This window comes from Nonomuraea glycinis, from assembly GCF_014646515.1.
Taxonomy (GTDB): Bacteria; Actinomycetota; Actinomycetes; order Streptosporangiales; family Streptosporangiaceae; genus Nonomuraea; species Nonomuraea glycinis.
Genome location: NZ_BMNK01000019.1, coordinates 80,684 through 102,325, shown reverse-complemented (window position 1 = coordinate 102,325; position 21,642 = coordinate 80,684). Strand labels below are relative to the sequence as shown.

Annotated in this window: 22 protein-coding genes; 8 read left to right on the top strand and 14 right to left on the bottom strand. The window is 72.7% G+C overall.

Going from position 1 to position 21,642, the window contains the following annotated elements:
* Positions 1-14: 14 nt before the first annotated feature.
* A complete protein-coding gene (locus IEY87_RS37960; RefSeq protein ID WP_189143685.1) occupies positions 15-815 on the bottom strand; it encodes an SDR family oxidoreductase in 801 nt (266 codons plus the stop codon).
* 46 nt (positions 816-861) lie between these two features.
* Here IEY87_RS37960 and IEY87_RS37955 point away from each other — a divergent pair, with 46 nt between their 5' ends.
* The 3 genes from IEY87_RS37955 (at position 862) to IEY87_RS37945 (ending at position 4,010) form a co-directional block, all read left to right on the top strand.
* A complete protein-coding gene (locus IEY87_RS37955; RefSeq protein ID WP_189143684.1) occupies positions 862-1,701 on the top strand; it encodes an enoyl-CoA hydratase in 840 nt (279 codons plus the stop codon).
* Positions 1,691-2,821, top strand: a complete 1,131-nt coding sequence (locus tag IEY87_RS37950; protein ID WP_189143683.1) for an acyl-CoA dehydrogenase family protein — start codon at positions 1,691-1,693, stop codon at positions 2,819-2,821. The genes IEY87_RS37955 and IEY87_RS37950 overlap by 11 nt, the downstream gene beginning before the upstream one ends.
* A 103-nt stretch (positions 2,822-2,924) precedes the next feature.
* Positions 2,925-4,010 (top strand): acyl-CoA dehydrogenase family protein, encoded by a 1,086-nt coding sequence (locus IEY87_RS37945; RefSeq protein ID WP_189143682.1) that lies wholly within the window; start codon positions 2,925-2,927, stop codon positions 4,008-4,010.
* Between the two features lie 26 nt (positions 4,011-4,036).
* Here IEY87_RS37945 and IEY87_RS37940 read toward each other — a convergent pair whose 3' ends face one another.
* From IEY87_RS37940 to IEY87_RS37925, 4 genes are read right to left on the bottom strand one after another with little or no spacing between them, the layout of a single operon-like run.
* Positions 4,037-5,101, bottom strand: coding sequence for an NAD(P)H-dependent flavin oxidoreductase (locus tag IEY87_RS37940; RefSeq protein WP_189143681.1), 1,065 nt, complete (start codon positions 5,099-5,101; stop codon positions 4,037-4,039).
* Positions 5,098-5,850 (bottom strand): CoA-transferase subunit beta, encoded by a 753-nt coding sequence (locus IEY87_RS37935; protein ID WP_189143680.1) that lies wholly within the window; start codon positions 5,848-5,850, stop codon positions 5,098-5,100. Before IEY87_RS37935 ends, IEY87_RS37940 begins: the two co-directional genes overlap by 4 nt.
* Positions 5,847-6,704 carry a CoA transferase subunit A gene (locus IEY87_RS37930; RefSeq protein ID WP_189143679.1) on the bottom strand — a complete coding sequence of 286 codons (858 nt, stop codon included), beginning with the start codon at positions 6,702-6,704 and terminating at the stop codon, positions 5,847-5,849. Before IEY87_RS37930 ends, IEY87_RS37935 begins: the two co-directional genes overlap by 4 nt.
* A complete protein-coding gene (locus IEY87_RS37925) occupies positions 6,701-7,450 on the bottom strand; it encodes an enoyl-CoA hydratase family protein (protein WP_189143678.1) in 750 nt (249 codons plus the stop codon). Before IEY87_RS37925 ends, IEY87_RS37930 begins: the two co-directional genes overlap by 4 nt.
* 73 nt (positions 7,451-7,523) lie before the next feature.
* On the opposite strand from IEY87_RS37925, the gene IEY87_RS37920 reads away from it, so the two are divergent.
* Entirely contained in the window at positions 7,524-8,270 is a 747-nt protein-coding gene (locus tag IEY87_RS37920) for an SDR family oxidoreductase (RefSeq protein WP_189143677.1), read from the top strand.
* Between the two features lie 51 nt (positions 8,271-8,321).
* Here the strand turns inward: IEY87_RS37920 and IEY87_RS37915 are convergent, their stop codons facing one another.
* Positions 8,322-9,464, bottom strand: a complete 1,143-nt coding sequence (locus tag IEY87_RS37915) for an acyl-CoA dehydrogenase family protein (RefSeq protein ID WP_189143676.1) — start codon at positions 9,462-9,464, stop codon at positions 8,322-8,324.
* Positions 9,465-9,503: 39 nt separating this feature from the next.
* On the opposite strand from IEY87_RS37915, the gene IEY87_RS37910 reads away from it, so the two are divergent.
* Positions 9,504-10,619: an acyl-CoA dehydrogenase family protein gene (locus tag IEY87_RS37910; protein WP_189143675.1), complete on the top strand. Its 1,116-nt coding sequence runs from the start codon at positions 9,504-9,506 to the stop codon at positions 10,617-10,619.
* A 68-nt stretch (positions 10,620-10,687) separates the two neighbouring features.
* Positions 10,688-11,638 carry an alpha/beta hydrolase gene (locus IEY87_RS37905; protein WP_189143674.1) on the top strand — a complete coding sequence of 317 codons (951 nt, stop codon included), beginning with the start codon at positions 10,688-10,690 and terminating at the stop codon, positions 11,636-11,638.
* A gap of 1 nt (position 11,639) precedes the next feature.
* Here IEY87_RS37905 and IEY87_RS37900 read toward each other — a convergent pair whose 3' ends face one another.
* The 4 genes from IEY87_RS37900 to IEY87_RS37885 form a co-directional block, all read right to left on the bottom strand.
* The gene (locus tag IEY87_RS37900) at positions 11,640-12,332 is read right to left on the bottom strand and encodes a 3-oxoacid CoA-transferase subunit B (RefSeq protein WP_189143673.1); all 693 of its coding nucleotides are present in this window, start codon (positions 12,330-12,332) and stop codon (positions 11,640-11,642) included.
* Positions 12,329-13,006, bottom strand: coding sequence for a 3-oxoacid CoA-transferase subunit A (locus IEY87_RS37895; RefSeq protein WP_189143672.1), 678 nt, complete (start codon positions 13,004-13,006; stop codon positions 12,329-12,331). The genes IEY87_RS37900 and IEY87_RS37895 overlap by 4 nt, the downstream gene beginning before the upstream one ends.
* Complete coding sequence (locus tag IEY87_RS37890; protein ID WP_189143671.1) at positions 13,003-14,190, bottom strand: thiolase family protein; 1,188 nt, start codon at positions 14,188-14,190, stop codon at positions 13,003-13,005. The genes IEY87_RS37895 and IEY87_RS37890 overlap by 4 nt, the downstream gene beginning before the upstream one ends.
* A 156-nt stretch (positions 14,191-14,346) precedes the next feature.
* On the bottom strand, positions 14,347-15,060 hold the full coding sequence (locus IEY87_RS37885; protein WP_225278000.1) for a 4'-phosphopantetheinyl transferase family protein: 714 nt from the start codon (positions 15,058-15,060) through the stop codon (positions 14,347-14,349).
* Positions 15,061-15,286: 226 nt separating this feature from the next.
* Here IEY87_RS37885 and IEY87_RS37880 point away from each other — a divergent pair, with 226 nt between their 5' ends.
* Positions 15,287-16,138: a metallophosphoesterase family protein gene (locus IEY87_RS37880; protein ID WP_225277999.1), complete on the top strand. Its 852-nt coding sequence runs from the start codon at positions 15,287-15,289 to the stop codon at positions 16,136-16,138.
* A gap of 61 nt (positions 16,139-16,199) precedes the next feature.
* On the opposite strand, the gene IEY87_RS37875 is transcribed toward IEY87_RS37880, so the two are convergent.
* The 3 genes from IEY87_RS37875 to IEY87_RS37865 form a co-directional block, all read right to left on the bottom strand.
* Positions 16,200-16,919 carry a GntR family transcriptional regulator gene (locus IEY87_RS37875; protein ID WP_189143670.1) on the bottom strand — a complete coding sequence of 240 codons (720 nt, stop codon included), beginning with the start codon at positions 16,917-16,919 and terminating at the stop codon, positions 16,200-16,202.
* 41 nt (positions 16,920-16,960) lie between these two features.
* Positions 16,961-18,412 (bottom strand): DUF6351 family protein, encoded by a 1,452-nt coding sequence (locus IEY87_RS37870; protein ID WP_189143669.1) that lies wholly within the window; start codon positions 18,410-18,412, stop codon positions 16,961-16,963.
* A gap of 152 nt (positions 18,413-18,564) precedes the next feature.
* Positions 18,565-19,344, bottom strand: a complete 780-nt coding sequence (locus IEY87_RS37865) for an alpha/beta fold hydrolase (RefSeq protein ID WP_229699443.1) — start codon at positions 19,342-19,344, stop codon at positions 18,565-18,567.
* A 312-nt stretch (positions 19,345-19,656) separates the two neighbouring features.
* On the opposite strand from IEY87_RS37865, the gene IEY87_RS37860 reads away from it, so the two are divergent.
* Positions 19,657-20,787: an NADH:flavin oxidoreductase/NADH oxidase gene (locus tag IEY87_RS37860; protein WP_189143667.1), complete on the top strand. Its 1,131-nt coding sequence runs from the start codon at positions 19,657-19,659 to the stop codon at positions 20,785-20,787.
* Positions 20,788-20,805: 18 nt separating this feature from the next.
* Here the strand turns inward: IEY87_RS37860 and IEY87_RS37855 are convergent, their stop codons facing one another.
* Positions 20,806-21,621 (bottom strand): IclR family transcriptional regulator, encoded by an 816-nt coding sequence (locus tag IEY87_RS37855; RefSeq protein WP_189143666.1) that lies wholly within the window; start codon positions 21,619-21,621, stop codon positions 20,806-20,808.
* Positions 21,622-21,642 lie beyond the last annotated feature (21 nt).

The window sequence follows — 21,642 nt, the reverse complement described above, 5'->3', positions numbered from 1 at the left end:
GGACGGTGGACCTCTCAGGGATGCCGGCTGGAGACCGAGACGACCTCTCCGGTCATGTAGGAGGAGTAGTCGCTCGCCAGGAAGACGATAACGTTGGCGACCTCCCACGGCTCCGCCGAGCGGCCGAACGCCTCCTGGCCGGTCAGCTCGGCCAGCAGCTCGCGCGTCGTCACCTTCGCCAGGTGCGGGTGCAGGGCCAGGGAGGGGGCCACCGCGTTGACCCGCACGCCGTGCGGCGCGGCCTCGACCGCCGCGCACCTGGTCAGCGCCATCACGCCCGCCTTGGCCGCGGCGTAGTGCGCCTGGCCCTCCTGGGCCCGCCAGCCGATCACCGACGCGTTGTTGACGATCACGCCGCGCCCGCGCGGCTGCATCCGGGCCAGCGCGGCGCGGGTGCAGCGCATGGTGCCGCCCAGCGTCACGTCCAGCACCCGGCCCCACTGCTCGTCGGTCATCTCCACGAGCCTGGCCGTGCCACCGAGCCCGGCGTTGTTGACCACCACGTCGACCGGGCCGAGCCGCTCCTCGGCAGCCGCGAACAGCCCCTGGACCTGCTCCTCTGAGGTGACGTCGCACGGCACCCCGGTCACCGCGCCGCCGAACTCGCGCGCCAGCCCCGCCACGCTCTCGGCCAGCCGGCGCTCATGGGCGTCGCTGACGACCACCCGCGCGCCCTCTTCGAGCATCCGGCGGGCGCACGCGCCCCCGATGCCGGTGCCGGCCGCGGCCGTGACCACCGCCACCCGATCGCGCAGCAGGCCGTGGCCGGGCACGTAGACCGGCCGCGCGGGCGAGCCCTCCTCGCTGAGCTTCACATGAGTTACCCTACCAAATACTTGTTAGAAAGAATGCGAGGGCCCCATGACCGTGGTGAACTACGAGCGGCGCGGCCCCACGGCGCTGGTCACCATGAACCGCCCGGACTACCGCAACGCCCAGAACTCCGCCATGACCTACGCCCTGGACGAGGCCCTCTACCGGGCCGCCGCCGACGACGAGGTCAAGGTGATCGTGCTGGCCGGCGCGGGCGAGCACTTCAGCGCCGGGCACGACATCGGCACCCCGGAGCGCGACGCGCACCTGTCCTTCGAGCGCCGGGCCGGCCTGTGGTGGGACCACGTGGGCAAGGACGGCGCGGAGAGCCGCCTGGCCCGCGAGTCGGAGGTCTACCTCGGCATGTGCCGGCGCTGGCGGGAGCTGCCGAAGCCGACGATCGCGATGGTGCAGGGCGCGTGCATCGCGGGCGGGCTGATGCTGGCCTGGGTGTGCGACCTGATCGTCGCCGCCGACGACGCGTTCTTCGCCGACCCGGTGGTGCGGATGGGCATTCCGGGCGTGGAGTACTTCGCCCATCCGTGGGCGATGCCGCCGCGCATCGCCAAGGAGTTCCTCTTCACCGGTGACCGGATGCCGGCGCGGCGTGCGTACGAGGTGGGGATGATCAATCAGGTGGTGCCGCGTGCGGAGCTGGCGGCGCGGACCTTCGCGCTCGCCGGGCGGATAGCCGCCATGCCGCGGCTGGGCCTGGCGCTGGCGAAGAAGGCGGTCAATCAGGCGGAGGACCTGCAGGGACTGCACGCCGGCCTGGACTCCGTCTTCGGGCTGCACCACCTCGCGCACGCGCACAACGCCGAGACCGCGGCCGACCCGCTGGCCGGGATGGACGCCCGGAGCATGAAGGCGGCCGCCGATGGATCTTGACCTGTCGGCCGTGGAGCCGTTCCGGGCCGAGGTGCGGGCGTGGCTGCGCGCGCACGTCCCCGCCGCCGCCCTGCCGTCACTGGAGACCGAGGCGGGGTTCGCCGCGCACCGCGCCTGGGAGCGCGAGCTGAACGCGGCCCGCCTGTCGGTGGTGTCCTGGCCACGGGAGTACGGCGGGCGGGCCGCGACGCCGCTGGAGTGGCTGGTCTTCGAGGAGGAGTACCACGCGGCCGGCGCGCCCGCGCGGGTCGGCCAGAACGGCGTCAACCTGCTGGCCCCGACCCTGTTCCGGCACGGCACCCCCGAGCAGCTCGCCCGCGTCCTGCCGCCGATGGCCTCGGGCGAGGAGATCTGGGCCCAGGCCTGGTCGGAGCCGGAGGCGGGCAGCGACCTGGCGTCCCTGCGCGCCACCGCGACCAGGACCGGCGGCGGCTGGCTGCTGAACGGGCAGAAGACGTGGAGCTCGCGCGCGGCCTTCGCCGATCGGGGTTTCGGCCCGTTCCGCGCCGATCCGGAGTCGCGGCGGCACCACGGCCTGATCTACCTGATGTTCGCGCTGGACGCCGACGGGGTCACCCGCCGGCCGATCGGGCGTCTCGACGGCAAGCCGGCCTTCGCCGAGTTGTTCTTCGACGACGTGTTCGTGCCCGACCGCGACGTCATCGGGCGGCCCGGCGAGGGGTGGCGGGTGGCGATGAGCACCACGGGCAACGAGCGGGGGCTCACGCTGCGCAGCCCCGGCCGGTTCCTGGCCGCCGCCGACCGGCTGGTCGGGCTCTGGCGCTCCTGCGGCGACCCCGCCGACACCGCGCTCCGGGACCGGGTGGCCGACGCGTGGATCAGGGCCCGCGCGTACCGGCTCAAGGGCTTCGAGACGATCTCCCGTGGCGAGGACGTGGGCGCGGCGGCCAGCGTCAACAAGATCTTCTGGTCGGAGCTGGACGTGGCGCTGCACGAGACCGCCCTGGACCTGCTCGGCCCGGACGGGGAGCTGGACGGCGAGTGGCTGGAGGGGTACGTCTTCTCCCTCGCGGGCCCGATCTACGCCGGGACCAACGAGATCCAGCGCGACATCGTCGCCGAGCGGGTGCTCGGCCTGCCGAGAGCGGGACGGTCGTGAGGCTCGCCCTGGCCGGCGAGAGCGGGACGGCCTTGAGGGGCGTCCTGGCCGGCGAGTCCGGGACGGCCTTGGGGGGCGTGCCGGACGTGGAGCGGAGGCTGTGGTGAAGTTCGTGCTGGATGCCGAGCAGCGGCTGTTCGGTGAGACGGTGGACAAGGTGCTGGCTCAGGCGGCGGTGCCCGGCGTCATCCGGGCCTGGGCGGGCGGCGATCCGGGGCCCGGCCTGGCGCTGTGGCGGTCGCTGGCCGGGGCGGGGGTGTTCGCGGTCGCGGTGCCGGAGAGGGCGGGCGGCGCGGGCGTGCTCCCGGTCGAGCTGGTGACCGCCTTCCACGAGCTCGGCCGACACGGCGTGCCCGGCCCCTGTGCCGAGACGGTCGCGGCGGCCGTGCTGCTGGACCGGCTGGCTCCGGACTCCCCGTGGCCGGCGGGCATCGCCGACGGCACGGTCATCGCCACCCTGGCGCCGCCGCCCACCCTCGACTCGCCGACGTCCCCGTACCCACCGGACGCCGGGACACCGACGCCCCTGGATTCGCTCAACGCCGGCACGCTCACACCCCCAGATTCGCGCACCGCCGCGCGGACGCCTCCCTATGCGCTGGATGCGGACGTGGCCGCCCCGGTGCTGATGGTGGCGGGGGCGCAGCTGCGGGCCGCAGTTCCGGGCAGGGTCCTCGCATCCCTGGATCCGGCCCGCCGGCTGTTCCCGGTCACGCCGGGGGACGTGCTCGCCGCCGGTCCCGAGGTGGTGGCCGCCGCCGGGGAGGCTCGCGACCTGGGCACGCTGGTGTGCGCCGCCCAGCTCACGGGACTGGGCCGCCGTCTGCTGGAGGTGTCGGTGGAGTATGTCAGGACGCGGCGGCAGTTCGGGCGGCCGATCGGCGAGTTCCAGGCGGTCAGGCACCAGCTGGCGAACGCGCTGGTCGAGCTGGAGTACGCCCGCCCGCTGGTGTACGGCGCGGCCCTCGCCCACGGCACGCCGGACTTCGCCCGTGAGGTGTCGGCGGCCAAGGTCATGGCGTCGGAGGCGGCGTACCGTACCGCCAGGATCGCCTTGCAGGTGCACGGCGCGATCGGCTACACCGACGAGTACGACCTCAGCCTGCTGATCCGCAAGGCGCGCGCCCTGCGCGCCGCCTGGGGATCCCCCACCGAGCACCGCGCCCGCCTGATGTCCTCGCTGAGCTGACGCGCCCCCGGACAGGCGCATGGCGCTCAGTGGGGCAGGTGCGCGTCGAGGTCGCGGATCGCGGCGGCGGCGCGGGTGACGATGGCGTCGATCAGGGACTCGCAGGAGGGCAGGTCGTCGATGACCGCCACCGCCTGGCCGGAGGCCAGCACGCCGAGGTCGGGGCGGCCGTCCACCATCGCGGCCCTCAGGAGCATCGGGGTGTTGGCCGCCATCAGCACCTGCGACCAGGTGAGTTCCTTGCCGCGCTTCATGGTCAGCCCGTCCCGGATCAGCTCCGGCCATGACATCCGGGAGACCGCCTTGAACCGCGCGGCGTTGCGCAGCGCCCGGATCGTCCGGGTCACCGGGCCCGACACTTCCAGGCCGTCCACCAGCCGGGTACGCAGGACGCGGTGCGGCAGGCCGTCCACCTGGCGGGTGACCACGGTCTCGGCCCCGGCGAGGTAGGTCCGCTTGACCGCGTCCGGGACCGTGCTGTCGGAGGTCAGCAGGAACCGGGTGCCCATGGCGATGCCCGCCGCGCCGTACGCGAGGGCGGCGGCCAGCCCGCGCCCGTCGAAGAAGCCGCCGGCCGCGATGACCGGGATGCCGACCGCGTCGACGACCTGGGGCAGCAGCAGCGTGGTGGCGATCGGGCCGGTGTGCCCGCCGCCCTCGCCGCCCTGGACCAGCACGGCGTCGGCGCCCCAGGCCGCGACCTTCTCGGCGTGCCGCCGCGCGCCCACCGACGGGATCACCACGACCCCGGCGTCCTTCAGCCGGGCGATCAGCTCTCGGCGCGGGGCCAGCGCGAACGAGGCGACCCGTACCCGCTCTCTGATCAGCAGGTCGATACGGTCGCCCGCGTCGGCGGCGTCGGCGCGCAGGTTGACCCCGAAAGGCTCGTCGGTGCGGGCGCGGACCTCCTTGATCGCGGCGGCGAGCTCGCCGAGGCTCATGGTGGCCGAGCCGAGAATGCCGAGCCCGCCCGCGCGCGCCACGGCGGAGACCAGCCGGGGGCCCGCCACCCAGCCCATCCCGGTCTGCACGACGGGATGCCGCACCCCGGTGAGCCGGGTCAGCGGCGTGTCCAGCACCTGCCTCGTCATGTCCGGACCTCGCGGTCACGCGCCGACCGTGGGTCGAGGACCTCGCGGATCAGGCGGAGCTCCTCGTCCGTGGGCTGCCGGGTCTCCGGTACGTCGCCGTCGATGGCGAGGGCGAAGCCGGTGGCGGCCAGGACCTGCTCGACGGGCACGCCCGGGTGAGTGGAGACCAGCCGCATCGTCCCGTCCGACGCGCCGAAGTCGAGGACCGCGAGGTCGGTCACCACGCGCCGCAGGTCGTGGAAGCGCGCCGCCACGGGGCCGAGCGCGGCGGCGCGGTCGGTGCCGACGCCGCTGACCACGTCCACCTTCGGCACGAAGACGCGGGTGGCGTGGCGCGGGATCCAGTAGCTCGTCGGGTTGGCGATCGTGTTGCCGGGCGCGCCGCGGACGCCGAGGAGTTGCGAGGCGGGCCGCTCCCAGGAGCCGATGGCGGAGATGTTGGTGTTGCCGTGCCGGTCGATCTGTGAGGCGCCCATCATCACGTGCCGCCGGCCGTTCTGCACCAGCCACAGGTGCTCGCGGAACGGCAGCCACCCTTCGACCGGGCCGGCGGGTGCGCCGATCGGCACCGGCTCGGCGGTGAGCAGCGCGCCGCCGTCCGTCGTCAGCAGGCCGGGTTCGAACGTCAGCCGGGCCAGCCTGGCCCCCAGGATCGAGCAGGTGCCCATCGCCGCGGCCAGCACCTCGCCGTCGCCGCGCCACGCCTCGGCGCAGGCGACCACGCACACTTCCGCCCGGCTCGCGCTCATCGCGTCTCCTGTTCCTGGTGCCATCGGCGTAGGGCCTCCTGGTAGGCCCGTTCGTCGCCGGACAGGAACCGGCCGGCGAAGGCCTCCCACCGCTCGGGGTCGGCCGCCGAGGTGGCGTAGTGCCGCTGGAACGCCTCGTCCCTCCCGGTGCCGAGGTCGGTGAAGTGGCCGCCGCCGGGCGTCTCGACGACCCCGGTGACGTGCATGCGGCTGAGCAGCAGCGTCTGCGGCGGGCCGCCCAGCTCGCCGGGCCGCACCAGCCGCTCGCAGGACAGGTAGCAGCGGGCGGCGGCCTTGGCGAACAGGTCGTCCATGAAGGGGTCGGGGCCGAGGTAGCGGCCGTTGCCGCGGGTGTCGGCCAGGTCCAGGTGCAGCAGCGCGGCGTCCAGGGTGAGCGCGGGCACCGCGACCAGCTCCTCCTGGTCGGCGTACGGGGAGCGTACGGTGCGCAGGGCGGGGTCGACCCGCAGGACGTCGGAGCCGAGCCCGGCCCGCGTCGGCAGGAACGGCAGCCGGTGCGCCCCCGCGAGCAGGCCGAACATGAACATGCCCTCGTCGTACTCGGTGAACTCGACGGTCCCGCGCTGCCTGGCGGTGCGGAAGTGCGGTTCGAGGGCGATCGAGTCGAGGGTCACGAACGGCGCGACGACCCGGCGGACCTTGCCCGCCGCGCACAGCAGGCCCACGTCCGGCCCGCCGTAGGACACGATGGTCAGGTCCCGCAGCGCCGACCGGCACAGCGCCCGGACCAGCGCCATCGGCTTGCGCCGCGAGCCCCAGCCACCGATCCCGATCGTCATGCCGCTCTCCAGCGCGGCGACGACCTCCTCGACCTGCATCACGGCGCCCATCATCGGCCTCCATCCGTGAGGAAGGCGTCCCGGTGGCGGTCACCGGCGCCCATCAGGTTGAGCTCGTAGGTGAAGCCCTGCTCGTAGCGGTAGCTGCGGTTGACGTCGATCGGGTCGATGCCGTTCAGCGACTCCTTCGCGCGGCGGATGACGTACGGATCCTTGGCGGCGATCGTGGCGGCCACCTCCAGCGCGGCCGCGCGGAGCCCGTCGCGGGGGGTCACCTCCAGGACGGAGCCGAAGGCGTGCAGCTCGGCGGCGGTGACGTTGCGGCAGGTGTAGACCATGGCGCGCATCAGGTGCTGGGGCACCAGCCGGGCCAGGTGGGTGGCGGCGCCGAGCGCGCCCCGTTCGACCTCGGGCAGCCCGAAGTAGGCGTCGTCGGAGGCGATCACGATGTCGGCGTTGCCGGCCAGCCCGACGCCGCCGCCCAGGCAGAACCCGTGCACGGCGGCGATCACCGGGACCTCGCACGCGTAGACGGCGGCGAACGCGGCGTAGCAGCCCCGGTTGGCTCCCACCAGCGCTTCGAAGCCGCGGGCGGCCTGCATCTCCTTGAGGTCGACGCCGGCGTTGAAGCCGCGGCCCTCGGCGCGCAGCACCACGACGCGGTTCGCGGGGTCGCGCCCGGCGGCCCGCACGGCGTCGGCCAGGTCGAACCAGCCCTGGACGGTGAGCGCGTTGACCGGCGGCACGTCCATGACGACCTCGGCGATGCCCTGGCCGGGGCTGTGGGCAGAGATTCCCATGAGCCACCTTTCGACCTAACATTTGTTAGAAACAATAGCTCGTCAACGAGGACAGCGCGAGGAGACCCTGGGCATGAGCGTGGACTTCACCGGTCGCACGGTGCTGGTGACCGGCGGCACCAAGGGCATCGGGTACGTGATCGCGCGAACGTTCCTCGCCGCGGGCGCCGACGTGGTGGTGTGCGGCAGAACCGACCCGACCGCTCCGCCGGCCGCAGGCGGCAGGACCGCCTGCTTCGTCGTGGCGGACGTCCGGGACCCGGCGGCCGCCGTGCATCTGGTGGAGCAGGTCGTCGAGCGGTTCGGGCGGCTCGACGTGCTGGTCAACAATGCCGGCGGCTCTCCGGACGCGGACGCGGCGACCGTCTCGCCCAGGTTCGTCGAGCGGGTCGTGGCGCTGAACCTGCTCGCCCCGTTCTACGTGGCGCAGCCCGCCAACCAGGTGATGCGGTCCCAGGACAGCGGCGGGTCGATCATCAACATAGGCAGCGTCTCCGCCGTGCACCCCCAGCCGGGCACCGCCGCCTACTCGGCGGCCAAGGCCGGGCTGCTCACGCTGACCAAGGCGCTGGCGCTGGAGTGGGCGCCGAAGGTGCGAGTCAACCACGTCACCGCCGGCCCGATGGCCTCCGCCTACGGCGAGGACGGCGGCGCGGCCGTGGCCGGGGTGATCCCGATGGGGCGGCCGGCGGTCCCGGCCGACGTCGCGAACGCCTGCCTCTTCCTGGCCGGCGACGCGGCCTCCTACCTCACCGGCGCGGACCTCGCGGTGCACGGCGGAGGCGAGTTCCCGGCCCGCTACCTGGCGACGCGCAGCTGACCCAGGGTCAGGGACGGGCCTCGCGAGGCAGGCCGAGCACCCGTTCGACGGTCAGGGACGGGCCTCGCGGGGCAGGCCGAGGACGCGTTCGGCGATGATGCCTCGCTGGATCTCGTTCGATCCGGCGTAAATCGTGTCGGCGCGCGAGAACAGGTAGAGCCGCTGCGCGTCGCTCAGCTCGTACGGCGGGCCGTCGGCGATCATCCCGCCGGCCCCGAGCACGTCCATGGCCAGCTCGCCCAGCTCCCGGTGCCACACGCCCCACACGAGCTTGGAGATGGACGACTCGGGCCCCGGCGGGCCCTCCATGGTGCGGATCGCGTTGAGCCGCATCACCCGCAGGCCGATCCACGAGCGTACGAGCCGGTCGCGCAGCAGCGGGTCGTCGATCGCGCCCGTCCGGCGGGCCGTCTCGATCACGGCCTCCAGCTCGTGCCGGAAGCCCACCTGCTGGCCGAGGGTGGCCACGCCGCGTTCGAAGCCGAGCGTGGCCATGGCGATCCGCCAGCCGTCGCCCGGCGCGCCCACGATGTCGGCGGCGCCGGTCACGGCGTCGTCGAAGAAGACCTCGTTGAACTCGCTCGTCCCGGTCAGCTGGACGATCGGCCTGACCTCCACCCCGTCCTGCCGCATCGGCACGAGCAGGTAGGACAGGCCGTGGTGGCGGGTGGAGCCCGGCTCGGTACGGCAGAGCGCGAAGCACCAGTCGGCCTCCACCGCCAGGGAGGTCCACACCTTCTGCCCGGTGACGCGCCACCGGTCGCCGTCCAGCTCGGCGCGGGTCCGTACGCCGGCCAGGTCGGAGCCGGCGCCGGGCTCGGAGTAGCCCTGGCACCACAGCTCGCGCACGGCCACGATCGGCGGCAGGAACCGCGCACGCTGCTCGTCGGTGCCGAACGCGATGACGGTCGGGCCGAGCAGGTTCTCGCCGATGTGGTTCACCCGGGCGGGGGCCCTGGCCAAGGCGTACTCCTCGTGGAAGGCGACCTGGTCCGCGATGCTCGCGCCCCGGCCGCCGTGCTCCTCGGGCCAGCCCAGGCAGGTCCAGCCGGCCGCGGCCAGGTGCCGCTCCCAGGCCAGCCGCAGGTCGAACGCCTCGTGCTCGCGCCCCGGCCCGCCCAGCCCGCGCGCCTCGGCGAACTCGCCCGTCAGACTGTCCCGCAGCCAGGCCCGGACCTCCGCCCTGAACGTCACACCTGGAACCCTACCAAGCACTTGTTAGATAATACGAGTGTGATCACCACGGACGAGCAGGAGGAGCTGCGGAGCACCGTGCGCACCCTCCTGGCGCGCACTCCCCCGTCCCGGCCCGCGCCGGACGCCGAGGCCGGGTACGACGAGACCATCTGGCGACTGCTCGCCGACCAGGTGGGCGCGTTCGGCCTCGCCGTGCCCGAGGAGCACGGCGGCGCGGGCTGCACCCTGGCCGAAACCCAGGTGGTGTGCGAAGAGCTGGGCCGGGCCGTGGCCACCCTGCCCTACCTGGGCTCCGCCGTACTCGCCACTCAAGCCCTCCTCGCGTGCGGCGCGACCAGCACGCAGCCCAGCCCCGCCGACAGCGTGAGCGGCGCGACCGGCGCGCTGCCCGGTCTCGCCGACGGTAGCCGGGTCGGGGCGCTGGCCTGGGCCGAGGGCGGCACCTGGGATCCGGCGGCGATCCGCGCCCAGGTGGCGGGCGGGCGGCTGACCGGCGTCAAGGAGCATGTGCTCGACGGCGCCCGCGCCGACCTGTTCATCGTGCCCGCCCGAACTCCCGACGGCGGTCTTGGGCTTTATCGTGTGGACCCCGCTGCCCCCGGCGTCCGGGTGGAGTCGCTTGTCACGCTGGATCGCACCAGGCCGCAGGCGCGGGTGCGGTTCGACGCCGCGCCCGCCCGGCTGCTCGCCGCCGACGGGCGGCGCGTCCTCGAACGGCTGCTCGCCGTGGCGGCGACCGCGCTCAGCGCCGAACAACTCGGCGGCAGCGACCGGTGCCTGGAGATGACGCTCGCGTACGTGAAGGTCCGGGAGCAGTTCGGCAGGCCGATCGGCTCGTTCCAGGCGGTCAAGCACCGGCTGGCCGACCTGTACGTCCTGGTCGAATCCGCCCGATCGGTCAGCCGCGACGCCGCCCGCGCGCTCGCCGACGACGCACCCGACCTCGGGGTACGGGCGGCCACGGCCCAGGCGTACTGCGCGGAGGCGTACGCGGCGGTGGCCGCCGAGACCATCCAGCTGCACGGCGGCATCGGCTTCACCTGGGAGCACGAGGCCCACCTGCACTTCAAGCGGGCCCACGCGGCGGCGGCCCTGTTCGGCTCGCCCGCCTGGCACCGGGCCCGGCTGGCCGCCCACGTGCTCGACGAGTGATCATCGTCACATCGCTCTTGTAAGGTCACACCGTCGGCACCCGCCCTGCTCGTCCAGAGAGGACTCCCATGTCCCGTCGCGACCTGATCGACCCTGCGAGCCGCATCCCCCTGGACGCGATGCGCGCCATGATGCCCGAAGGACTCCAGAGCATCCCCGACATCACCGAGCGCCGCGCCGCCGCCGCTGCCATGGCGCTCGCCGTCGAGGCGCCCGACAACCCGAACGTCACCAAGGAGGACCGGACCGTTCCCGGCCCTGACGGGGCTCCCGACCTCACCGTGCGGATCTACCGGCCGGTCGACCAGGCGGGCCCGCTGCCCGGCCTCTACTACATCCATGGCGGCGGCATGATCCTCGGCGACCTCGCCTCGGAGGACGACGTCGCGACGAAGATCTGCGACGCGGTCGGCGCCGTCGTGGTCTCCGTCGAATACCGGCTCGCTCCGGAGCACCCCCACCCCGCCCCCGTCGAGGACTGCTACGCCGGCCTGGTGTGGACCGCGAAGAGCGCCACCGAGCTGGGCATCGACCCGCAACGGCTGGCGATCTACGGCGGCAGCGCCGGCGGCGGGCTGACCATCGGCACCGCGCTCCTGGCACGCGACCGCGGCGGCCCCGCGCTGTCGTTCATGATGCCGATCTACCCGATGATCGACGACCGGAACGAGACGCTGTCCAGTCATGAGATCACCGACATCGGGCTGTGGGACCGTGCCACCAACATCGAGGCCTGGGCCTGGTACCTCGGCGGCAAGGACGCCGACCAGTACGCCGCCCCGGCCCGGGCCGGGGACCTGGCCGGCCTGCCGCCCGCCTACCTCGACGTCGGCACCGTCGACCTGTTCCGGGACGAGGACATCGCGTTCGCGCAGCGGCTCATGCAGGCGGGCGTGCCGACCGAGCTGCACGTCCACCCGGGCTCCTATCACGCCTCGGAGATGTTCGCCCCCGACACGGCCCTGTCACAGCGCATCTGGGCCCACCGGCTCGACGCGCTCCGGCGGGCCCTCGCCTGAGCTACCGCCCGTCGAGCCGGCTCACCGTGACGTCGAGCCGGGCGGCGAGCTCGTCGACGGTCGTGCCGTACGTCTCGACCGCCGTGACGCCGCCGGGGCCGACCTGGAAGAGCGCCTGGTCGGTGTAGAGGCGGCTGACGCAGGCCAGGCCGGTGAGCGGATAGGTGCACTCCCGGACGAGCTTGGGTGAGCCGTCCCTGGCGAACAGCGTCATCATGACGAACACGTCCTTGGCGCCGATGGCCAGGTCCATGGCGCCGCCGACGGCGGGGATCGCGTCGGGGGCGCCGGTGTGCCAGTTGGCCAGGTCGCCGCGCTCGGAGACCTGGTAGGCGCCGAGCACGCAGACGTCCAGGTGGCCGCCGCGCATCATGGCGAAGGAGTCGGCGTGGTGGAAGTACGCCGCGCCGGGCGGCTCGGTGACCGGGATCTTGCCGGCGTTGGTCAGATCGGGGTCCACCTCGTCGGCCGACGCGGCGGGGCCCATGCCGAGCATGCCGTTCTCGGTGTGCAGGATGACGCCGGAGTCGGCGGCGAGGTGGTCGGCCACCGTCGTCGGCTGGCCAATGCCGAGGTTGACGAACGAGTCGCGCGGGATGTCGCGGGCGACCACGGCGGCGAGCTCGTCGCGGCCGAGCGGACCGCGGCCCAGGTGCTCGACGGTCCGGCCCGCCGGAGGGATGGGGAACGTCATGAGCTGGCCTCCGCTGCGCTCAGGTCCAGGATCCGGTCCACGTAGATGCTGGGCGTGACGACCGCCTCGGGGTCGAGCTCGCCGAGCTCGACGACCCGGCGCACCTCGGCGATCGTCAACGTCGCCGCCGTCGCCATGACGGGCCCGAAGTTCCGGGCGGTCTTGCGGTAGACGAGGTTGCCCCTCCGGTCGCCGAGGTAGGCGCCGATGAGCGCGACGTCACCCTTGATCGGATACTCCAGCACGTACTCCCGGCCGTCGATGGTGCGCCGCTCCTTGCCCTCGGCCAGCAGCGTGCCGACGCCGGTGGGGCTGAAGAACGCGCCGATGCCGGCGCCGGCGGCGCGCATCCGCTCGGCGAGGTTGCCCTGCGGGACGACCTCCAGCTCGATCCGCCCCTCCCTATACAGGCCGTCGAAGACCCAGGAGTCGCTCTGGCGCGGGAACGAGCAGATCATCTTGCGCACCCGGCCGGCGGCGAGCAGGGCGGCCAGGCCGGTGTCGCCGTTGCCCGCGTTGTTGCTGACCACGGTCAGATCCGTGGCGCCCTGCCGGATCAGCGCCTCGATCAGCGTGACCGGCATGCCCGCCATGCCGAACCCGCCGACGAGCACGGTGGCGCCGTCCGCGATCCCGGCGACGGCCTCGTCGGGATCGCCGGTGATGGCCGTCATGAGGCGCTCACGTTCTCGAGGACGACGGCCAGCCCCTGGCCGACGCCGATGCAGATGGCGGCGACCCCCCACCGCTCGCCCCGTTCGGCGAGCACGTGGGCGAGGGTGCCGAGGACGCGGCCGCCGGAGGCGCCGAGGGGGTGGCCGAGGGCGATGGCGCCGCCCTTGGTGTTGACGATCTCCGGGTCGACCTTCCAGGCGTCCACGCAGACCAGCGACTGCACGGCGAACGCCTCGTTCAGCTCCACGGCCCCGACGTCGTCCCAGCCGATGCCGGCCCGGCGCAGCGCCTGGTCGGCGGCGGCCACCGGCGCGTACCCGAACAGGTGCGGTTCGAGGGCCGAGGCGGCGCGCCCGGCCACGCGGGCGATCGGGTCGGCGCCGATCCGGCTCGCGGCCGCCGCCGAGCCGAGCACGACCGCCGAAGCGCCGTCGTTGAGCGGTGAGGCGTTGCCGGCCGTGATGGTGCCGTCGGGCCGGAAGACCGGCTTGAGGCCGGCGAGCGTCTCCGGGGTGGAGCCGGGTCTGATCCCCTCGTCGCGCGCCAGGTCCACGCCCTCGACCGGCACCACCAGGTCGTCGTAGAACCCGGCGTTCCAGGCGGCGTCGGCCAGCACGTGCGAGCGGGCCGCGAAGGCGTCCTGCCGCTCGCGGGAGATGGCGTACCTCTCCCGCAGTCGCTCGTTCGCCTCGCCGAGTGAGACGGTCCACTCCTTGGGCATCCTCGGGTTCACCAGGCGCCAGCCGAGCGTGGTGGAGACGGCGGTCACGTCGCCGGCCGGGAACGCCCGCGAGGGCTTGGGCAGCACCCACGGGGCGCGCGTCATCGACTCCACGCCGCCGGCCACCACCACGTCGGCGTCGCCGCTCTCGATCGTCCGCGACGCCATCATGGCCGCGTCCAGGCTGGACCCGCACAGCCGGTTCACCGTGGTGGCGGGCACGCTCACCGGCAGGCCGGCGAGCAGCACGGCCATCCGGCCGACGTTGCGATTGTCCTCACCGGCGCCGTTGGCGTTGCCCCAGACGACGTCGCCGATCGCGGCCGGATCCAGCGCCGGGACCTTGGCCAGCGCGCCCCGCAGGGCGGTGGCCGCCAGGTCGTCGGGGCGCACGCCGGCTAGCGCGCCGTTGAACCTGCCGAAGGGTGTACGCGCCGCGGCGTAGACGAAGGCGGAGCCCATACCGTCCTCCAACTGTTCGCTATGCGAACACTTGTCCTCTTTATGAACATCTGTAGAGTAGCCCACCGACACGACCGACCCAGGCGCCGATCTCGGCCGGCTCGATCGGCGATGAGGTCCATCGCGCGGGCATACCCGTACGTGCTTGTCGCGGCGTCAGATCTGGGCGGGGACGGCGATCGCGGTGATCAGCAGGCCGTCGCGGTGGATCCAGCGGCCGGTGAACCCGGTCAGCGGGCCGATGACGGTGCTCGGCGGCGCCACCAGCAGTGTCGCGGTGAACCCGCCGGCCGGGTCCAGCTCGATCCGGGCCTGGTCGAACTCCAGGAACCGGTGGGTGAGGGGGAACCAGGCCTTGTAGACCGATTCCTTGGCGCTGAACAGCAGCCGGTCCCACGGAACCCCCGGTCCCAGGCGGCGGAGTCCGGACCGCTCTTCCGGCAGCGCGATGGCGTCCAGGACGCCGTCGGGCAGCGGCTCGGCCGGCTCGGCGTCGAGGCCGATCGTGCGCAGGTGGGTGGCGTGGGCGACCGCGCAGCCACGGAAGCCGGCGCAGTGGGTCATGCTGCCGACGACCCCCGCCGGCCAGCGCGGCGCGCCACGCTCGCCAGGCAGGATCGGGCCGGGCGTCACCCCGAGTCGTTCCAGCGCGGCGCGGGCGCAGTGCCGGACGGTGGCGAACTCACGGCGGCGCTTGTCCACCGCGCGCGCGATCACCGCCTCCTCGTCCGGGAACAGCACGACACGAGGCGGATCGGCGTACACCTCGGCGGTCAGCGCCTGCGCGGGCAGGACCTGGGCGAGCAGTCCGGTCGTGGACAGCGGGTCGTTCATCCCGTCCCGGTGCGCGGTGCCGCCATCGCGCGTCACTCCGCCGCGTCTCCGGTCACGCTGATCTTCCGGCTGAGAACCAGCGAGAACACCTGCCCCACCGCTCGTCACCTCGTTGATGTCGACCGCGTGTCGGCGACGGTGCGGGAATCCACCGGCCAGCAGCACGGTACCCAGACCGATCGGCGCGAGACAACCCTGGGGCTCACGTACTGGATGGCGGCAGGGGGTTGAGGTCGGCGGGGGCCTCGCTTAGCCTTCGCCCGTGGAAGCCCCGACGCCTTCGGCCGTGGAAGCCCCGACGCTGTTCGCGATCAGCGACCTGCACGTCGCCTACAAGGAGAACCGTGAGATCGTCGAGAGGATCAAGCCCGAGCACGACGGCGACTGGCTGATCGTCGCCGGTGACGTCGGAGAGCTCTTCGCCGACGTGGAATGGGCCCTGGGCCTGCTCGCCGGCCGGTTCGCCAAGGTGATCTGGACGCCGGGCAACCACGAGCTGTGGACCCCCCGGGAGGACCCGGTCCAACTGCGCGGCGAGGCCCGCTACCGCCGCCTGGTGGAGTCCTGCCGCGAGCTCGGCGTCGTCACCCCGGAGGACCCGTATCCGGTGTGGACGGGGCAGGGCGGCCCGGTCGCGGTCGTGCCGCTGTTCCTGCTCTACGACTACTCCTTCCGGATGCCGGGCCTGACCACCAAGGAGGCGTCGCTGGACTACGCCTACGAGACGGGCGTGGTGTGCACCGACGAGATCCTGCTCCACCCCGACCCGTACCCCAGCCGGGAGGCCTGGTGCTGGGCCCGGCTGGCCGAGACCGAGCGGCGGCTGGCCGACCTCGACGACACCCTGCCGACCGTGCTGGTCAACCACTATCCCCTGGTACGCGAGCCCACCCGGATCCTGCGTTACCCGGAGTTCGCCCAGTGGTGCGGCACCGAGCGGACCGCCGACTGGCACCTGCGCTACCGGGCCGCGGTCGCCGTCTACGGGCACCTGCACATCCCCCGGACCACCTGGCACGACGGCGTCCGCTTCGAGGAGGTGTCGGTCGGCTATCCGCGCGAGTGGCGTCCGCGGAGCACCCCACCGGGGACGCTCCGCCGGGTGTTCGACTGAGCGGGCGCGGGCGTGGAACACCCACTCCTCGCGCCGGCCGGAGCGGTCGTGCGAGCACCCTTCAGCGGCGCGGTGCTCTCCGCCGCCGGGCGGCCGTGACGTGATGCGCGAAGGCCAGGTTGTCGGCCCGTTCCTCGTCGCCTTCGGCGATCGCGTCGAGGAGCGCCTGGTGCTCGCGGTAGCGGCGGACGAACCGTTCGGGCTGGCTGTCGATCCGCTCGATGGTCCGGTGCAGCCGCTCGTCCCGCGAGAACACCCGCGACTGCGCGAGCAGGGCCTCCATGACCGGGTTGGCGGCGGCCCCCTCGATCCGGCGATGGAAGCGGGCGAGGATCGCCATCACCCGGTCCAGCGATTCGGCGCACTCGCCCAGCGTGCCGTCCTGCCGAGCCCTCAGGAGCCGCGCGACCAGCGCGTCCGCCTCAGCGAGGCTCTCGTTCAGGCTCTTGACCAGTGACGGCGGCCGTTTGCGCGCGGCGAACCGGGCGACGAGTCCGCGCAGCCGGGCCTCCGTCTCCGCGATCTCGTCCAGGGTCTCGGGGCCGTAGTCCGCGATCTGCAGGGAGCGTGGCCCGGTGCGTACGACGACACGCTCGTGGATGAGCTGCCGAAGCGCCTCGCGTACGGGCGTCGGGCTCACGCCGAGCCGGGCCGCCAGCTCTCGCTCGGTGACCTTCTGCCCCCGGCTCAGCGTGCCGCCTTGCACCGCGGCACGCAGCCACGCGTACACCTGATCGGCCAAGCTGGTCTCCGGGACGCCCGCCCAAGGATCGAATGCCACCTCGACACCATATGCTGTAGCAAAAATTGGGCACAAGCGGCTCAGGGAGCGATGCCCACCCCGTCGATCCGGCTCCAGGCGCGCTCCTGCGCGGCGGTCATCGCGGGCCAGCGCAGGCCGCCGGGCCGGGGGCGGATCTTCGTGGCGAACGACGCGGGCCGGAAGTTCCAGTCGTAGAAGCACCCGCTGCCGTACGTCTTGTCGAACGTGCCGCAGGAACGGGCGATCGCGTGCGGGGCCGGCTTCCGGCCGGAGCGCACCCACGTGTCGAGCGCGGAGATGGAAGTGGCGTACTCGGAGTCGCTCAGCTCGCCGTGCTCGGACTCCGTCGTGAACGTCTGGACGAGCCGCCCGTCCCGGCCGGCGCCCCGGAGAGTGGCCCGGTAGGCCGCCTCGTGCTCCACGAAGACCTGCGGGTCGTGGATGGCGTGCAGGGTGAGGACCGGGATGGACACCCGGCCGGTGAGGTCGCTGTCGTAGGACAGGTCACGGCGGGCGGCGGGGTCGGCCGAGAATCGCGCCACTCCGGCGTTGAGCGCCTTGTCGTCGTGGGAACCGCTGTACCGCACGCCTCGGTTGCCGAACGGGTTACGGCCGTCGAGCCGCTTGAACACGATGTCCTGGAACAGGTAGGTCGCGTACAGCAGATCCGTTTTCAGGGTGTCCTGCTGAATACGGGTGACGGCGAGGATGGCGTCGAGATTGCGCTGCTGCCGCGCGGTCCGGTCGCCGGGGTCGGCGTCGATGCCGGTGCACTCCTGCAGCCGGGCGTGAATCGCGGCGGGGGTCAGGGTGGAGTCGGCGGGGAGGCCCTGCCACAGCGGGTACTGCCGCTCCTTGGGACGGGGAAGGTTGCGGCAGTAGTACTGGTAGACCACGCGCAGGTCCACGCGGTGGTCGTAGCCGCGCGAGCCACCGCTCAGGTTGCCGCTGGTCAGCAGCAGCCCGTCGTAGACGCCGCGCTTCTGACCGTAGGTCTCGGCGACCTTGGCCGCGACGTTGCCGCCCCAGGACTGTCCGTGCAGGTAGGTGCGGGACGGCCGGCCGAAACGCGCCGCGAAGAGGCGGCGGACGTTCTCGGTGTCGGCGGCGGCCATCCTGACCCCGTACCCGCCGCGCCGGTAGGAGGAGCCGGCCCAGGCGTATCCCTGGTCGACCATCACCGCCCAGCGCGCCAGATCCTCGGTCGGGGTGGACGCATCGTAGGAGACGTCGGGCCCGCCATGGGCGTGCACGACGAGGGAGCCGTTCCAGCGCTTCGGGACGGCCATCGTGTAGTAGGCGCCGTTGGCGTCCCGGCCGGTGTGGCAGGTGGCCTTGTCGGCCAGGCCGGACGGGCAGGCGGCAGCCTTGGGCCGCGTGGTGCGCGCTTCGGCCTCGGCGGACGCCCCGGGGCCGAGCGTGCCCGTGAGCGCGGCGGCGAGCACCGCCGTGAGGACCACCGGACGGCGGGAGGACCAGGAACGAGGGGCAGGCGCATCAGAGGTTTTCAAGGAGTTACTCCTTCAGGTGCTCGGTGCGACCGACGCGTCGGGTCGGGAACAAGGGAAACCGTCCCGTGCTGGGACCGCCCGACGAGCGTAACGTTCTATGTGCTATAGCATGCAGCTCACAGACGGCCCCCCGTGCCGGCCGCGCCGTGCGGCTACGTGAGCCCGTCTCCACGCCGGTCCGCGCCGTCGGCGCGCGCCTGGCCGGCGGACGCGTCTTCCGCCCCTCGACCCTGCCCGGCCACCACCTCGGCCAGCAGCCTGGCCGTTCCCTCGGGAGCCTCCACCGGGAAGTGATGGCTCCCCAGGTCGACGAGCACGACGTCGACGCGGTCCCCAAGCTGATCGATCGCCTCCTGCGTGACCAGGTCCCGCACCCCGAACACCGTGATCGGCTGCTTCGCCTCGGCCAGCGCCTCTTCCATGTTCCAGCGCACCAGGCCCTCGAACGCCCGCCTGCCCGCCGGCTGGCGCACGGAGACGATCTTCTGGAAGTACACGTCCTTGAGAGCCGGATCGGTGCCGGCCGGCGAGCCCGCCTCGACCATGCCGCGCACCAGCCCGGCGAAGTCGTCGTCCAGGGGCCGCAGCATCTCCTTCGTCTGCTGCTCGTCCAGCGCGCCGAACAGGAAGACGTAGTGCAGCGCGTCGAGCGTGACCACGTGCGTGACCGTGCCGGGAAGCAGTCGGCCGACCTCGACGGCGACCGCCCCGCCGAGGGAGTGCCCGGCCACGACACACGTGTCGACCGACTCGGCCTCCAGCACCGCCGCCACGTCGCGAGCGAACTCCTCCATCGTCCAGATGTCCCGCGTCGAACGCGACTCGCCGTGCTCGGCGAGATCGATCGCGATGACCCGACAGTGGTCAGGAAGGTAGGTGGTGATCGCGTCGAAGTCGGTGCGGTTGCAGCCCCAGCCATGAATCAGGATCACGGTGGTCCCGTCGGCCGGGCCACCGATCGTGTAGCGAATCGTCGTGTCGCCCGAACGCCGAACCTCACGGTTCGTCGCAGTCCTGCTTGCTCCTGCCATGAGAACCCCTTGTGCCGCATGATGAAACGCCGTGTCGTTTGGTAGCATGACTTTAATAACAGCACCCTGCCGCGTCAACGACGATCGGTGCTTTGACACGCCGAGTGCCGCACCAGTGCTCCTGGTCGTCACTGCTTGTCCATGCCATGGCCGGCCATGGACGTCGCGCGCCCTGGCGTCGCCACCGGACCTGCCGGCCAAGGGAGTACGCGCATGTCCCATGACCTCTTCAGCCCGCTCGAGATCCGAGGAGTGCGGCTCAAGAACCGGGTGGTGGCCTCTCCGATGTGGCAGTACTCCGGCGTGGACGGCATGCCGACGGACACGCACGCCGTGCACCTCGGCCGGCTCGCCGAGGGCGGCGCCGGCCTGATCTTCCAGGAGGGCACGACCGTCGACCGCAAGGGCCGGGGCACCGTTGGCGACCTTGGCATCTGGGACGACAGCCTGGTGCCGCACTACGCGCGACTGGTCGACCTCGTGAGGGCCGGCGGCGCCGTGCCGGGCATCCAGCTCATCCATGCCGGTCGCAAGGGTCGCCGGAATCCACCGTGGGCCTGGCGCGAGCCCAATCCCCCGGCCGCCGAGGACTGGCAGGTGCTGGGCCCCAGCCCGTTACCCGTCATGCTCGACGGCTACAACCTGCCCATCGAGATGTCGCTGCGCGACATCCAGGAGACGGTGGACGCATGGGCGCACGCGGCGCGGCGGGCACAGGAGGCCGGATACGACGTCCTTGAGGTGCAGGCGGCGCATGGTTACCTGATCCACACCTTCCTCTCGCCGCTGTCGAACCATCGCACGGACGACTACGGCGGATCGCCGGAGAACCGCTCCCGGCTTCTCATGGAGATCATCGACGGAATCCGGACCGTCTGGCCGGCCGACAAGCCCCTGTTCGTCCGCCTGTCCTGCGTGGACGTCGACTGGGGGATCGACCAGACCGTCGAGTTGGTACGGGAGCTGCGCGGACATGAGGTGGATGTCATCGACTGCAGCTCGGGGAGCCTCACGGGCCGGCCCGTCTTCGACACCGCGAGCGCGGGTTACGGCTACCAGGTGCCCTACGCGGAGGAGGTGCGGGCACGTACCGGGATCAGGACGATGGCGGTCGGGCACATCGTGCACGCCAAGCAGGCCCAGGCGATCATCGAACAGGGCCGGGCGGATCTCGTCGCACTGGGCCGCGAGCTGCTCTACAACCCGAACTGGCCCATGGACGCCGCCCGAAAGCTCGGGGTGCCCGATCCGTACGCGCAGGCACCGTCCCGCATCGCCTACTGGCTCGCCAAGCGCGACGGCGGTTTCGAGGGATTCGCGCCCTCCACCGAGGGGACCCGTTAACGCGACCGCCGCTGGAGGCTAGGCGGATGAGATCAGTCGGCTGATCTCATCCGCCGCCGCGACGGTCATCCGCGCCAGCGCGTCCCGCCGGGAGTGGTCGTAGCGCATCTCCGGGATGGCCAGCGCGAGCGCCGCGACGGGTCGTCCCTCCGCGTCCGTGATGGCCGCGCCGATGGAGGCGACGTACGGCGGGTGGTACCACGACGACATGTTGAGCGCGTAACCACGCTCGGCGGTCCGGGCGATCTCCTGCCGGAGCTCTTCGGAGCTCGGCATGGGCGTGCCCGCGAACTCCTTGAACTCGGGCCGCAGCAGCCGGTCGACCTCGGCGGCCTCCAGGCGCGACATGATCGCGACACCGGCCGACGTGGCGCGGAGCGGCAGGCGAGCGCCGATGTCGAGGAACGCGCGGACGACCTGCGTGCTGTCCTCCCGTGCGACGATGACGCACTCTTCGCCGTCGCCCACCCCGAGGAAGACGGTCTCGTCCGCCTCGGCCGAGAGGCGCTTCATCGCCGGTCCCGCCAGCTCTCTGAGGTCCTGCTCGCCGGCCCCGCGCAGCCCGAGGGCCAGCACCTTCATCGTCACGCCCCAGCGCGCGTGCTCAGGGTCCACGACTCTCAGCCAGCCGGCCTGCTGGAGTGTCACCAGGCACCGCTGGACCGAGCTCTTCGGGATGCGCGTGACGCGGGACAGCTCCGAGACGCCGATCGGCTGTCGCACGGCGACTTCTTCGAAAACGCGGAGCGTGCTCAGCACGCTGTTCATCGTCCGGATGCCGCTGGCCGGCCTGTCCTGGGCAGGCGTGTCGTCGTCGCCTTTTCCGGTGCTCATGGGGAGTCGAGCGTACCACTC